The organism is Paenibacillus hebaui (assembly GCF_051934385.1).
Lineage (GTDB): Bacteria > Bacillota > Bacilli > Paenibacillales > Paenibacillaceae > Paenibacillus.
In genome coordinates, this window is the sequence record NZ_CP196836.1 from 219,367 (window position 1) to 233,570 (window position 14,204).

At 46.8% G+C, this 14,204-nt stretch carries 10 protein-coding genes; 9 read left to right on the forward strand and 1 reads right to left on the reverse strand.

Annotated elements, in window-relative coordinates; genetic code table 11:
• Positions 1-125: 125 nt before the first annotated feature.
• The 5 genes from ACR32F_RS01050 to ACR32F_RS01070 all read left to right on the forward strand — a co-directional run bounded on the left by ACR32F_RS01050 (position 126) and on the right by ACR32F_RS01070 (position 6,769).
• Entirely contained in the window at positions 126-1,955 is a 1,830-nt protein-coding gene (locus tag ACR32F_RS01050) for a cache domain-containing sensor histidine kinase (protein ID WP_440115348.1), read from the forward strand.
• Positions 1,943-3,529 carry a response regulator gene (locus ACR32F_RS01055; protein ID WP_440115350.1) on the forward strand — a complete coding sequence of 529 codons (1,587 nt, stop codon included), beginning with the start codon at positions 1,943-1,945 and terminating at the stop codon, positions 3,527-3,529. Before ACR32F_RS01050 ends, ACR32F_RS01055 begins: the two co-directional genes overlap by 13 nt.
• 114 nt (positions 3,530-3,643) lie before the next feature.
• Complete coding sequence (locus ACR32F_RS01060) at positions 3,644-4,957, forward strand: extracellular solute-binding protein (protein ID WP_440115352.1); 1,314 nt, start codon at positions 3,644-3,646, stop codon at positions 4,955-4,957.
• 69 nt (positions 4,958-5,026) lie between these two features.
• A complete protein-coding gene (locus ACR32F_RS01065; protein WP_440115355.1) occupies positions 5,027-5,896 on the forward strand; it encodes a carbohydrate ABC transporter permease in 870 nt (289 codons plus the stop codon).
• Between the two features lie 72 nt (positions 5,897-5,968).
• Positions 5,969-6,769, forward strand: coding sequence for a carbohydrate ABC transporter permease (locus tag ACR32F_RS01070; protein ID WP_440115357.1), 801 nt, complete (start codon positions 5,969-5,971; stop codon positions 6,767-6,769).
• A gap of 189 nt (positions 6,770-6,958) precedes the next feature.
• Here ACR32F_RS01070 and ACR32F_RS01075 read toward each other — a convergent pair whose 3' ends face one another.
• Positions 6,959-10,129, reverse strand: a complete 3,171-nt coding sequence (locus ACR32F_RS01075; protein WP_440115359.1) for an alpha-mannosidase — start codon at positions 10,127-10,129, stop codon at positions 6,959-6,961.
• Positions 10,130-10,304: 175 nt separating this feature from the next.
• On the opposite strand from ACR32F_RS01075, the gene ACR32F_RS01080 reads away from it, so the two are divergent.
• From ACR32F_RS01080 to ACR32F_RS01095, 4 genes are all read left to right on the forward strand, one after another.
• Complete coding sequence (locus ACR32F_RS01080) at positions 10,305-11,210, forward strand: AraC family transcriptional regulator (protein WP_440115361.1); 906 nt, start codon at positions 10,305-10,307, stop codon at positions 11,208-11,210.
• Between the two features lie 306 nt (positions 11,211-11,516).
• Positions 11,517-12,224: a PspA/IM30 family protein gene (locus tag ACR32F_RS01085; RefSeq protein ID WP_440115363.1), complete on the forward strand. Its 708-nt coding sequence runs from the start codon at positions 11,517-11,519 to the stop codon at positions 12,222-12,224.
• 40 nt (positions 12,225-12,264) lie between these two features.
• A complete protein-coding gene (locus ACR32F_RS01090; protein ID WP_440115365.1) occupies positions 12,265-13,296 on the forward strand; it encodes a TFIIB-type zinc ribbon-containing protein in 1,032 nt (343 codons plus the stop codon).
• A gap of 35 nt (positions 13,297-13,331) precedes the next feature.
• The gene (locus ACR32F_RS01095; RefSeq protein WP_440119633.1) at positions 13,332-14,141 is read left to right on the forward strand and encodes a TPM domain-containing protein; all 810 of its coding nucleotides are present in this window, start codon (positions 13,332-13,334) and stop codon (positions 14,139-14,141) included.
• Positions 14,142-14,204 lie beyond the last annotated feature (63 nt).

Consider the following 14,204-nt stretch of genomic DNA (forward strand, 5'->3'; position numbering starts at 1 on the left):
GGCTCATGCAGACCCCAGTTATTTAACGGAGTGCGCCACATATCGTACATTGAGTTAAACGGAGCTGCGGCTATAATGATATATGGTGACGGCAGAACTAGGTCATATCGAGTGGGGGGAATACAGTGATCATAAAACAGATGAATGAATGGCATTCTTTTATTCGCAGCAAACCGAAAAAACTGGCCTTTAAAATACCATTTGCCTACTTTCTGATCATTTTGCTCACGGTTGCATTCAGTTATTGGGTACTCATCCAAATCTCTGCAAACTCGGCCCAGAAAAAAATCAATGAGACCTCCTTGCAAACCCTTACTTCCATCCAGACCAATGTGGAGCTGATTATTGACAATGTAAACAACTATTCCAAAATGATTTTCTCGGATCACAACCTGCAAAATCTGCTAAGACAAGGAGACGTATATGCCAACCTGCAAACCCAGGCCAAGGTCAGTACATATTTGGTGAATCTTATGCAAGCGGTTCCAATGATTGATTCGGTATATATTTATGACAATTCTGGACATCGATTTTCCATCGGGACAGAGGAACTGCCTTCATTTCTGAATGCGAACGTTGAGGAAACCTCGTGGTATGAACAGGTCGTGCGCAATAAGGGGAAATATGTGCTGATTCGCAATGGAAACGAGTCTGTTTCCACCGATGCGGATGATGAACCTTTTGTCTCCTTCATTCGAATGATTCGGGATATCGATAATACCTCCCAGCTTGGGATTCTTGTGATGAATATCAAAGGTGAGTCCTTTGCTCAAGCTTACGCCAGCCTCATCAATCAGGATTCATTTCAGATGGCCATTCTGGATGAGCATAATCAGATCATTGTTGATAACTCCACCGTTGATCCAGACAATACCTCTTTTCAGGACATTCTGGCTGGGCACCAAGATGAACTGGAGCAGCATTTCGAGCAGAGCAGCTCAGGATCGCTAACGCTGAATAACGGATCACAGAAATATGCCGTCTCGTATCGCGCGGATGGAAATGAACAATGGAAGTTCATCAGTATGAATTCGTATGACAGGGTCGATTCCCGTAACAAGTCACTTGTGTTACTGGCGCTGGTGATGTTAATCATCAACGGAACGGTGTTTTTTGTCAGCTCGTTCATTATTTCAAACAGTATAATCAAGCCCATTCATAAACTTCTGCGATCCATGAACAAAGCACCAAGCGGCAACTTCAGAAAAGTGAATGTGGAACTGAACAGTTATGAATTTGAACAGCTATTTAAGGGGTATAACCAGATGATTGAACAGATGGATCAGATGTTAAAACGCAAGATGGAAGAACAGAAGATGATCCGCAGAGCTGAACTGAGTACACTCCAAGCCCAGATCAAACCGCATTTCTTGTATAACACGCTGGACTCCATCACTTCCCTGGCCCTGTCCGGCCGCAATCATCAGGTATGCGAGCTACTGGAGGCGCTGGGCACGTATTATCGCATGAGTGTCAGCAAAGGTCGTGATGTGGTCACCCTTGGGGAGGAAGTTGAGATTGTAAGGAACTACATGAAAATTCAGAAAACACGTTATCAGGATACGTTTGAGATTGAATTCCATGTGGATCAGGGCTGCCTACAGACGCTGATCCCCAAGCTTGTGCTGCAACCTTTGGCTGAAAACTCACTTTACCATGGCATTCGCCCAAAAGGCACGAAAGGAACCATCCAAATTCATGCGAGCAAAACAAAGGGTGGCGTGAACCTGTCCATCTCCGATGATGGTGTTGGCATGTCGGTAGAAGAGATCGATCAGATTCTCCATACGGAGAGGATAGGCGAAATCAGAAGTTTTGGCCTGTGGGGGACACTGGAACGCTTGCGAATGTTCTATGGAATACAGGACGGCATCACGATTCATAGTGAACCAGGACAAGGAACAACCATCATGATTAGAATACCGAATGGAGCGGAGGCATCATGGGACAATTAAACGTGCTGATTGTAGACGATGAATATCTGATACGGAACTTGCTTCGTATGCGCATTGATTGGGAAGAACAAGGCATGAGGATCATGGGCGAAGCTTCGAACGGACAAGAGGCCCTTGCTTTGGTGGACAAGCAGCCGCCGGATATTATTTTTACCGATATTTATATGCCCAACATGGATGGGATTGAATTAAGCCGAGTGATTCTGGAGAAGTATCCGGATATTAAAATCGTGGTGGTCACAGGACATGATGAGTTTGAATATGCACGCAAAAGCATTCAAATAGGCATCGTGGATTATATATTGAAGCCTATTCGTGCAACCGAACTGCTTACGGTGACAGACAAGCTGAGAGTCATGATTGATGATGAGCGAAAGCGTGAGCAGGAGATCCAGAAGCTCAGGGCAGATCTGGAACGCAACTTTCCGTATCTCCGGGAAAAATTTTTGCTGCAATGGTTGAATGGCTTACTCCCCACACAGGCAGAAATTCGAGAGAAAGCGGCCTATTTTAATATTCCGATGCTTCTGGAGACCGATGGCATTCAGGTAGCTGTTATTGAAATTTCAACGGCATCAGCCAAAGAGACAGAGGAGCAGTTGATTTTGCTCAGCATGGAGTGCAGCAACGAAATAGACGCATTTTATGAAAAAGAACCGGGTGTTATTCGTTTGACGGATACTCGAAACCGGATTGTGATCATTAGCTTAACTCCGGGGGTGGATTTTATTGAAGATGGCGAAGCGCTCATTTCACGTCTGACCACTTCCTATCCCTGTGCTGTGAGCATGGGGATTGGACGAAAGCATGGTCTTGTAGAGGACGCACCGGTAGTCTATCAGGAAGCTTGCCGCGCTCTGGCATACCAATCGTTTGTCGGAAAAAATCAGGTGGTCTGCTTCGAGGATATTGTGGATAACCAGGAGCAGTCATATCGGTCAAACGCTGATCTTCTTCAGCGATTACAATTTTACATCAGTGTTGGTTCTTCAGCGCGTGCAATTGAAGCCCTGCATCCTATTTTTGATGTATCCTTTTCGAGTGTGTCACAGTTTCGCCTGGCAGCAATGGATGTCATTACGGAATGTCAGCGAGCGGCAATGGAGCAGCAGTTTGAAAGTGATCAGGTGTTTAACAAAGCAACGCTGGTTTCCATTCTTACCGTCGATCATCTCCCGGAACTGTTAACCCGATTGGAGAGTTACGTCCGATATGTATCCGAAACGGTATATTCCAAGAACCAGACCAAGGAAGACAACCTGATCAGCCAGGTCAAGACATACCTGGAAGATCATATGAGCGATTCTAATATCAGCCTGGCGAATACCGCAGCGGCTTTCTTTGTCAGTCCAGGTCATTTAGGAAGGCTGATGAAGAAGGAAACGGGAAAAACCTTTGTAGAGTACCTTACGAATTTGCGTATGAAAAGGGCAGAGATCTTACTGAAGCAGACACAATTAAAAGGATATGAAATTGGCGAGCAGGTCGGCATTGCGGACCCGCATTACTTTAGTGTGTTATTCAAAAAAAGCATAGGGAGATCCATGAATGAGTACAGACAACGCAAATCGTAACCTGGAACATGTTTGAATTTTAAAAGGAATTGTGCGTTTTCTAAATGGTAATATTGGAAATGACTCCCTAAAATAGTACAAGTAGAACAAAACCTGATTAGGGGAGGTCACAAGATGAAAGCGCTATTAAAAAGATCGCTGGGTATGGTGTTGGCATTGGGTATTGCAGGCAGCTTGGTCGCATGTTCATCCGGGTCATCGGAGGGGACAAGTTCAGGCGGAGATGGAAGCGTTACCTTGAAGCTATGGGATCAGTCCGTCGGCAATACAGACCCATCGGCAAAATTATTGCCGCAAATCATCAAGAAATGGAACAATGAACATCCCGACATCCAGATTGTACGGACAGGCACAACAGGTGAGCAGTACAAAACCAAAGTCAAGACATCCATAGCAGCAGGTGAGGCACCTGATTTGTTTTACGGCATGGGTGGGGGAAGTTTCATGGAGCCATATATCCAGTCTGGAAATGTGCTGGAAATCACCAAGTATGTTACGGATGACTTGAAAAAACGAATGGCCCCAGGGATGGCAGAGGCGATTGAAAAGGACGGGAAAATCTATACCCTTCCGGTCTACACCCATATCGCTAATCTGTATGTGAACACTGCGCTGTTCGAGCAGGCAGGAGCCAAGCTGCCGACCACCTATACGGAATTGCTTGATGCGGTAGAGAAATTGAAAGCGGCTGGAATTACCCCGGCTCTCCTGGGGGAAAAGGATCGCTGGCCAGGTATGTACTGGTACGACATCATTGCGATGCGGCAGGCAGGGAATGAAGCGGTCATTGAAGCATTTAAAGACCCGGCAAAATGGAATTCGCCCGACTTTATTGCAGCGGCAACCAAAATGCAGGAGCTTGCCAAAGCAGGGGCATTCAACAGCAGCATGTTCAGCATGGGCTACGATGAAATGCTGGGTGCATTCAACGCAGGAAATGGAGCCATGATGTTCCAGGCCAATTGGGTAAATGCAGGGATCGAAGATCCATCCTCGGCAACCAAGGGCAATGTGAAGGTCATTCCTTTCCCTGTATTTGAAGATGGCAAAGGGAATAATACTGAAATATTCGGCGGAGCCGTGGATGGCTTCTATATTAGCAACAACACTCAGCATCCCGAAGAAGCGGTTGAGTTTCTCAAGTATCTGAGCGAGCAGCTCGGCACGCAAGGTTATCTGGCAGGTGCAGGGCTTCCGAGCTGGAACACGGACGATCTGGATACATCCGGATTATCCACGCTTGACCAATCCAGTGCGGAAATTATGAAAACAGCGACTTCGTTCATTGCATGGTGGGATAACATTCTGCCCGCGGAATCCGCAGAGGCACATAAAAATCTGATTGCACAGCTTTTGGCCGGAGACGTTACTCCAGAGGAATTCTGCGAACAGATGGCTCAGCTTAAACCAACGGAGTTGAGTCTTTGATCCAGGAATACCCATACAAGATTGTAGTCAGGGGTAATCCCTGGCTGCAACTTGGAGAGGAGAACAATAATGAACACTGTATTTTCCAATAAAACGACGATCGCCATATTTGTTTTGCCTACGCTAGTACTGTTCTGCGGCATTGTACTCATTCCGATTTTTGTCTCCAGTTATTATAGTCTGCTGGATTGGAATGGCATAGGTAAAGGTGTATTTATCGGACTGGATAATTATGTTGAGATGTTTAAAGACCCACGTGTATTAAATTCGATTAAGAATTCACTGGTGTTCGCAGGTGCATCGGTGTTCATTCAGTTGCCAATCTCACTGCTGCTGGCTCTTGTACTGGCATCAAGTGTGAAGGGTGAAGGCTTTTATCGCACGGTCTACTTTATACCGGTTCTGATCTCAACCGTTGTGATTGCACAGTTATGGTCCAAAATCTATAACGCGGATTACGGCCTTCTGAACGCTTTGCTTGAAAGTATAGGGCTGTCCCACTTGGCTCAGGATTGGCTTGGTCAGAAGAATACGGCTCTCGCGGCCTCGTTTGTGCCAACGTTGTGGCAGTATATTGGCTATCACATGCTGCTAATGTACGCAGGTGCCAAGTCGATCTCTCAGGATATTGTGGAAGCGGCCAAAATGGACGGGGCTTCCCGTCTGCGTACGGCATTTTCCATCACCATTCCACTGATGAAGCCCATTCTCAAAGTTTGTCTTATCTTTTCGGTCATCGGAGCGTTTAAGGTATTCGATCTGATCTATGTACTGACGGGCGGCGGCCCGCTGTTTACGACCGAAGTGCCGAGCACGTTAATGTATACAACCATTTTTAGTACGTACAGGTATGGCTACGGTAGTGCGATATCCGTTTTTATCATTCTGGAATGTCTGATCTGTACAGTCTTAATCAATAAATGGTTCAAGACCGAGTAGGGGGTGAAAAAACTGAGTACAGTTGATGTGGTGTTGTCGTCCCCAAAACCAAAACCGGTGGGAAAAATACTGTTGCATCTGTTTTTGATCATTGTAGCCGTCTTACAGATGTATCCGCTCGTCTGGCTGACTTTTTTCTCGCTGAAGGATAATAGCGAGATATTTAGCGGCGATGTGGTAGCACTCCCCAAATCCTTTCTCTGGAGCAATTATACCAAGGCGTTGTCGGACGGCCATGTCTTGAGTTATTTTTTTAACAGTGTGTTAGTGACGATCATCTCGATTATTTTTGTATTGATTCTCTCCTCTATGACGGCATACGCCATTACAAGGATGAACTGGAAATGGAGCGGCTTCACGATGACGCTGATCCTTCTGGGCATCATGGTTCCCATTCACGCCGCACTCCTTCCCCTGTTCATCATATTAAAGAATTTGGGATTGCTGAACACCTATTGGTCGTTGATTATCCCTTACGTTGCTTTTGGCATACCCATGGCGGTGTTTATATTGGGCAGCTTTTTCAAGGGGGTTCCACGTGAGCTGGAGGAAGCGGCGGTCATCGATGGCTGCGGAATATACAGAACCTTTTTCTTCATCATCATGCCGCTTGTTCGTCCTGCGGTGTCCACGGTAGCAATCTTTACTTTCCTTGCCTGCTGGAACGAGCTGATGTTTGCCGTTACGTTTATTAATAATGAGGCGTATCAGACACTGACGGTGGGCATGATGTCCATGGTGGGCACCTATATTACCCAATGGGGTATTATCGGAGCAGGACTCATGATCACGACATTGCCAACCATTGTTATTTATTTGCTGCTGAACAAACAGGTACAGAAAAGCATGATCGCTGGTGCGATCAAGGGATAATTGTGAGGTTAAACGTAAGAGACGGGATACAGGCTTAAATTTGCGTTGTTGAAAAGGGCTCTCCCCTGTCAGTAATGACGGGGAGAGCCCTTTTGGTGTGGATGAACGCTGTCTGATTGGACTAATGTCATGTTATGGAACAGGCGTATTGTTATTGGACAAGCGCCAAGTTACAGGTTAGGCAATTCGCTATTGCCCGGTTGGGATACGGAAGGTCAGAATTTCATACGGCTTAATGTCAAACGAAATCTGATCGCTTATCACGTCATATTCCCTTTCGTTATTCTCCAGCAAATCACAGGCATAAGCAGTGGAGGCCATACCTTGAGGCAGCTGGAGGGATGCCCGACTGCGGCGTCCATGTGCTTCATAAAGCCTGATGATCAGATCATCGTTATTCTCAGCTTTTTTGATCACTTCCACAATGACATTTTCCTGATCGACCGATACGAGTGACCACACCTCAGGAATCGGACCTGTTTGCTGCGGAATCTCACGGGCGACCAAAGGTCGGTTGATATCATAGGCGGCCTGGATGACACGCCCTTCTCGGAAGTCTCCCTTGTGTGGATAGAGGGAGTACGTGAATACGTGCTGTTCTTTGTCCGCTGTTTCATTAGGATAGGTTGCGCTTTTAATCAGCGACAGGCGCATCACGGAATTATGAATGTCATACCCGTATTTACAGTCGTTCAGGAGAGCTGCCCCGTACCCGTTCTCCGCCAGGTCAGCCCACTTCTGACCGCACACCTCGAACCGGGCCTGATCCCAACTTGTGTTACGGTGGGTTGCTCGCTCCACGTTGCCGTACTGAATTTCATAGACGGCCTTTTCACTCCAGATATCCAGCGGGAAAGCCGCTTTCAACAAGAGGTGTTCTTGCTTCCAATCCACAAAGGTTCGGAAATCAATACGGCGCGTATGTGCGTAAAAGATGATCGTTTGCTCAATGACGGAATCAAGGAATTGACGTTTTACTTTGAGCAGGGAACGAACGGGGCCGCTTTCAATCCATTCGAGCTGTTGAAGATCGCTGACCTCCCACATTTTCTCTTCATAGTATTCATCAATGTTCCATGCCTCGTATTCCGCAGGACGATCCTCGAATACCTGCAATACGTTGCCACGTTTGCCTGGCTGGAGCAGTTCCCGGCCTTCGGCCTTGTCCCACACGGACACAAATTCGGCGCTGTCATTCAGACGAATCTCGTAAAAAGGCGTCTGTATCAAGCTCGGCTCTCCGTGCGTGAGCGACTGGCTAGTCGTGTCATCATAGGCGGCCGCCGGAGTGATTCGGAAGCTTTTGTACCCGGCCGCCGGAACCGCTTCTGCCAGAAAGACCAACCCGCCATCCGGTGTGAGTTGACTCGGCAATTGACGGTCTCCGTCATATACAGCTACCTTTTGATCAAAAGAAGGAATTTCCACGACATCGGTCCGTTCGAAGCCGGTCGTGTTAAACACCACAATCGCTTCTCCATCGGACTGAATCTTGCCCACAATACTGTTCAGCGCATTGGCCTTCAGCTCATCCGTGACTTGCAGGACTTCTTCATATTGTTCCTTCGAATCCTCATACACTTGCCCAATGGAACTGCCCGGTAAAATGTCATGAAACTGATTCAGCATCGTCAGCTTCCACGCGCGCTCCAATGCCTCTTCCGGATAGACTGCTTGTGAATCCATCTGCTGACGAATGACGGAGAAAAACTCGGCATCAGCTAACGCGAATTCGCTGTGCCGATTATAACGCTTATTGCGGGCCATGGAAGTATAGGTCCCCCGATGATATTCCAGATACAGCTCGCCGGACCAGCGGGGGACAGAACGAACATCGGTTAAGTTGTCCTCCAGCTTCTCGAAAAACTCCCGAACGAAAGTACGCTTAACCGTTGGTACCCCAGGCAAGCCTTTTTCAAGTCGTCTGCCATGCTCTAGCATCTCCTCGGTTGGCCCACCCCCGCCATCTCCGAATCCGAAGCACTGTAAAACATCCGAATTGATACTTTTGTTCTGATAGCGCTGCCATGTTCCTTTGACCTGGCTTGCGTTGAAACGCCCGTTGTAGGTCGTTTCAAACCGGCTGCGAAGCTTGAGGTCAGGATGTTTGTCATAATCGGTAGTTGTGATGAAATGGGTTAATACCTCGGAACCATCAATGCCTCTCCAGTACATCGTGTCGTTCGGAATCTGGTTGGTATCGTTCCAGGCAATCTTGGTGGTCATGAAATAATCGATGCCGCTCTTGCGCATAATCTGCGGCATAGCCGCACTGTATCCGAAGACGTCCGGCAACCATAATACGCGATTGTCCACACCGAACTCTTCCTTGAAGAACTGTTTTCCGTATAGGATCTGACGGACCATAGACTCGCCGGAGATCAGGTTACAGTCTGCTTCCAGCCACATGGAGCCTTCGGCTTCCCAGCGACCTTCCGCAACCTTCTGTTTGATCTTTTCGTACAACGGTGGATAATCGGACTTCAGGTACTCATACAGCTTGGGCTGAGAGGACATGAATGTATACTCGGGGAACTTGTCCATCAAGTACAGTACGCTCGCGAAGCTCCGAATCACTTTCTCCCTCGTCTGATCCAGCGTCCACAGCCACGCCACATCAATGTGGGTATGACCAATGCAGTGGACTGTTGGCATGTGATCTCCAGCAGGACGGATATCACCGTAAATGTTTTCTTGCATGTAACGACGAGCTTCCAGCACCGAGGCGTGAAAAGCGGCACTGTTTTCCTGGCGCAGATCCAGGTGGTTAACCGCCATGTTAAGTTGTTCAATCAGCTTCAGCCGCTCCAGATCATCCTCGCGCAGCAGATCAGCGGCATCCAGCGCTGCCTTCAGATCATAATACAGATCCGTGACAGGCTGATGGTGTTCAGCTATATATACTTGAAGAAAGACATCAGAGGCGGAGGTGCTGCAGTACGCATATAGCGCAAGTTCAAACGATTCACCAGCGGTCGCCGCTGGCGTCAGATCAATTTCTGTATGGTTAACGTCCAGTCCGCAGACCAGTTCACCGTTCAGGAAAGCCAGAAATTGCGGATTATCGTAGTTCCATATATCGTCAGCACCGGTAACGATGCCACAGACCACTTTTTTGCCTTGCATATGGTCGGGGATGCGAATTTGTGTTTTGAAACAACTGTGCACATCCTTGCCGCCCCAGCCGTCTCCCTTTCGGAAAATATTCCAGGAGGAAGGGTCTTCGTGGACCAACTCCCATGTGTGATAACCGCATTCTTTATGGTAAAGCTCTTGTACATCAACTTTTGAGGTCAATCGGGCACGTTCCAAGTGTTTAACAATGGTATGGATTCGAGTGTGTAGTGAATTCGCTTTCATTTTGTTTCCCACCTTGGTTTGAAGTGTAGGTACAGGGTGCGTATGTTGCATATCAACTTACACTATAGCAAACGAGGTTTGTAGTAAACTATGTATTTTATGCTTAAAATAACGTCTTTTTATTGCATTTCATGCTAAGATATTTGCAATGAAGTGGGATAGGAGGTACATGTCCATGACACCATTTGATCTGGCCTACGAGCAGGGATATGCGATCCGTGTGAACCAGCCTGGTGACTCAATCTTTTATTATATGGATTATGATGAACGCTCCCATGATGAGAATATGGAGTTTCAGCATTTTCACGATTTTTATGAAATACACATTTTGCTTGATCGCAGTGCTGCTCATATTATTGAAGGGCGTTTATATGAAATTCAGCCGTTTGATCTGGTATTACTTCGGCCTTCATTGCTGCACAAAACAACTTATCCCAAGGGTGCTCCTCCTAAAAGGGTCATTATTAACTTTGCCATGCCACGCAACATCCCTGGACTTGAGAGCGGTTACAATGAATTGTTCACCATTTTTGAGGAAGCACTGCCTATATTCAGGTTTACGGAAGAGCGGCACAAGGATATTTTTACACCTTTAAATGAAATCTTCGCGCTGTCTCAATCTCCATCTGCTGTTCAATCCGTCGCCATCCATAGTAAAATCGTTGAGTTTCTGTATGCCATCCACTGTTATTCCCATGAAAATAGTTATGTTGTGCACGAGACAGGGTCATCCATGTCCAAGCAGATATATGCCATTGCCTCCTATATTCACAGCCATTATCATCAGGAACTGTCGCTGGAAGCCATTTCGAAGACATTTTATGTAAGCGCTCATCACTTGTCCCGTCAGTTCAATAAGGTTACCGGCTTTACATTCACCCAATATATCCAAATGACTCGTATTCGTAATGCCCAGCAGCTGCTTCTGAATTCCAAAATGAAAATAACGGAAATCGCAGAGCAGTGCGGCTTCGCCAGCTTCTCTCAATTCAATCGCAGCTTCAATAAGCTGAATGGCATGTCCCCAAGTGCATATCGCCGGATGCAGCATTCACAGAAGAATCGGAGGCTGGAGCCGTAGCAGGGTAATACGCTTTATTGAAACCTTCCTCCCTATATTCATGTATAAGTGTGTGTTCAAAAAGACCGGTTTTCAGTACCGAGAAGATGGGATGAAGCTAGAAATGGAGTAGCGGAGCGTAGGGAAAACTACGTGAGTAACTACAATGTTTCCGAAGGAAACATACTCCGGAAGCATCAACTTATTCGGCTGAATTCCATATTCGATGCTGATGATGCCACTAGGCATCCTTCGTAATCAAAAGCGGACTTTTTGAACAACCTCTATTATAGTATACATATGAACTTATCGGAGGAGGAACGAATAATGGGAATCTTATCGAGGTTTAAAGACGTGATGAAGGCCAATGTGAACCATGTGCTGGCCCGGGCGGAGAATCCGGAGAAGACCGTGAACGAATATATGCGGAGCTTAAGCAGTGATCTCGGTCAGGTGAAGGCAGAGACGACTGCGGTGCTGGCAGATGAGAGCCGGGCGAAAAGGGCATTGGATGAATGCAACTCCGAGCTTAAGAAGTTGCAGCGGTATGCAGAGAAGTCGGCGGAGTCAGGCGATGAAGACAAGGCACGAAGTTTTCTGGAGAAAAAAGTGAAACAGGCGGAGACAATGAACGAGTTACAAGCTGCCTATGATCGGGCCTCCGCCAAAGCCCAAATGATGAAGCATATGCAAGAGAAGCTGGTTGCGGATATGGGGCAATTGGAAGCTCGGCATGCAGAGTTGAAGGGCAGGATGGCTGCTGCCAATGCGCAACAACAGGCCAATGAACCGAATGCCTCTGCTGCGACTGCGAATGCTGCTTTTAATGCGATGGAAGACAAAGCAAATCAGGCGCTTAACGAAGCTGAGGCTTTGGCTGAACTCCGTGCAGGGGCTCAGGAAGATGATCTGGATGAACTAATTGCGCAGCTGGAGCAGCAAATGAACGCCGATGCGGGTAATAATGAACAGACGACGCCAAATGCGGAGGAAGAGCTGGCGGCGATTCAGAAGAAATTGAATGATAAAATTTGAAATATACACGATCCTATTTTGTCAGACTTGAGGTGAGCACATGCCGGTAATTGAATATAAATGTCCCAACTGCGGCAGCGGAATGCTTTTTGATAGTGCGAGTGGAGCATTATCCTGCCCCAGCTGCGGACGACAGGACAACATTGAGCAGATCCCTGATCCGCTGAAGAAGCAAGTGTTCACGGAAGATGAGGTAAAGCAATACCACTGCAATAGCTGCGGAGCTGACATCGTGACGGAGCCGGAGACAAGCGCCACGACCTGTAGTTTCTGTGGTGCAGCTGTGGTGCTGAGTGATCGGCTGACGGGAGATCTGGCGCCGGCCATGGTTATTCCCTTTTCTATTAACAAGGATGAAGCCAAGCTGGCGTTCAAAAAGTGGTGCAGAAACGGTCTGCTGACGCCAAGCGGCTTTATGTCAGCTGATCGGATTCAGAGCATTACCGGGATATATGTGCCTTTCTGGTTATATGAGTTACATAACAAAATCGAAGTTCATGGCCGAGGCACAAAGGTCAGAACCTATACTCAAGGGGACTACGTTTATACAGAGACGCAGCATTTTGATATTTACCGGAGAATCCGGCTTAATTATGTGAATCTGCCCATTGATGCTTCGGAGAAAATGAAGGATGAACTGATGGATAAGCTGGAGCCTTTTCCGTATAACCAGTTAAAATTGTTCAAGACCCCGTATCTGGCGGGTTACATTGCGGAAAAATACAGTTATACGGATGAAGAACTTTTTCCGCGGGCCAAAGATAAAACAAGATCTTATATTGATTCTTATATTGCTTCAACGGTATCTGGGTATAGCAGTGTGAGTTATACGGACAAACAGATTGATACCACGTTAAAAAATGCGGACTATGTGCTGCTCCCGGTATGGATGGTCTACTATGACTTTAATCGCACAGAGTACACCTTTGCTATGAATGGTCAGACGGGTAAGGTTGTTGGCAGACCTCCGATCAGCAAAGCCAAAGTGGCTGGATGGTTTGCAGGAGTATCCGCTGTATCATTTCTGTCCATCAAGGTCGTAGCTTGGATGATGGGAGGGGGATTCCTGTGACAAATGGAAAACATCTCGCGGTAATTACCACTCTCATGTTGCTCGTATGTTGCCTTGCGGCTCCGTGGTTTCCACTTCATAGTGCGGCGGCAGAGAATATGACCCTCATCTATGATGAAGCAAACTTGCTCAGTCAGCAAGAAATAGACGAGTTGAATACCTTGGCAAATGAATATGGAAATGAACGTGAGACAGATCTTATTGTTCTGACGACTAATAATGAAGAGCATTTAAGTGAAAAGTTAGTCACCGAGAATTTTTATGATGAACAGGCACCAGGATACGATAAAGCTCATGGTAACGCGGTTATTCTGACCTTGGATATGTACAATCGCAAGGTTTATGTAGGCGGTTTTTATAAAGGAGAAGAATATGTCGACAATTACAGAGCTGACCAAATTACCGCCGAGATAGCTCCGGATCTGTCAGACGGGAATTACAAGCTGGCTTTTGAAAAGTATATTACATTGGCCTATGAGTATCTCGGAGAGAAACCGGATGTAAATTCAGGGGCAAGCTCAGGCAGCAGTTCAAATACGTATCCAAATGGAAGTTCGAGTGTAAACTCCGATAATATCTTGTTTAACATCTGGTTTCAACTTGGCATTTCTGTAGTCATTGGTGGTATTGTAGTTGGGATCATGGCACACCGTTCGGGTGGTCGTGTGACGGTTAATCGTGCAACGTATGAGGATTCAAGCACATCGAGTGTAATTGACCGTCAGGATCGGTACATCCGCACAACGGTAACTAAAACCAAGATCGAGAAGAACAATAACAATGGTGGCGGTGGAGGTACCACCGGAGGCGGTCATTCACATAGCGGAAGCAGCCGATCTTTCTAACATGAGATATATCCGCAGCAATTCAACGTAGGCATGATGGTGCACAATGCGTACTATAGAAGG

Excerpts from the sequence above, each read along its gene's own strand:
- ACR32F_RS01065 (WP_440115355.1), top strand. The coding sequence starts at position 5,027 with ATGAACACTGTATTTTCCAATAAAACGACGATCGCCATATTTGTTTTG.
- ACR32F_RS01075 (WP_440115359.1), bottom strand. The coding sequence starts at position 10,129 with ATGAAAGCGAATTCACTACACACTCGAATCCATACCATTGTTAAACAC.
- ACR32F_RS01055 (WP_440115350.1), top strand. The coding sequence starts at position 1,943 with ATGGGACAATTAAACGTGCTGATTGTAGACGATGAATATCTGATACGG.
- ACR32F_RS01060 (WP_440115352.1), top strand. The coding sequence starts at position 3,644 with ATGAAAGCGCTATTAAAAAGATCGCTGGGTATGGTGTTGGCATTGGGT.
- ACR32F_RS01090 (WP_440115365.1), top strand. The coding sequence starts at position 12,265 with ATGCCGGTAATTGAATATAAATGTCCCAACTGCGGCAGCGGAATGCTT.
- ACR32F_RS01095 (WP_440119633.1), top strand. The coding sequence starts at position 13,332 with ATGTTGCTCGTATGTTGCCTTGCGGCTCCGTGGTTTCCACTTCATAGT.
- ACR32F_RS01080 (WP_440115361.1), top strand. The coding sequence starts at position 10,305 with ATGACACCATTTGATCTGGCCTACGAGCAGGGATATGCGATCCGTGTG.
- ACR32F_RS01085 (WP_440115363.1), top strand. The coding sequence starts at position 11,517 with ATGGGAATCTTATCGAGGTTTAAAGACGTGATGAAGGCCAATGTGAAC.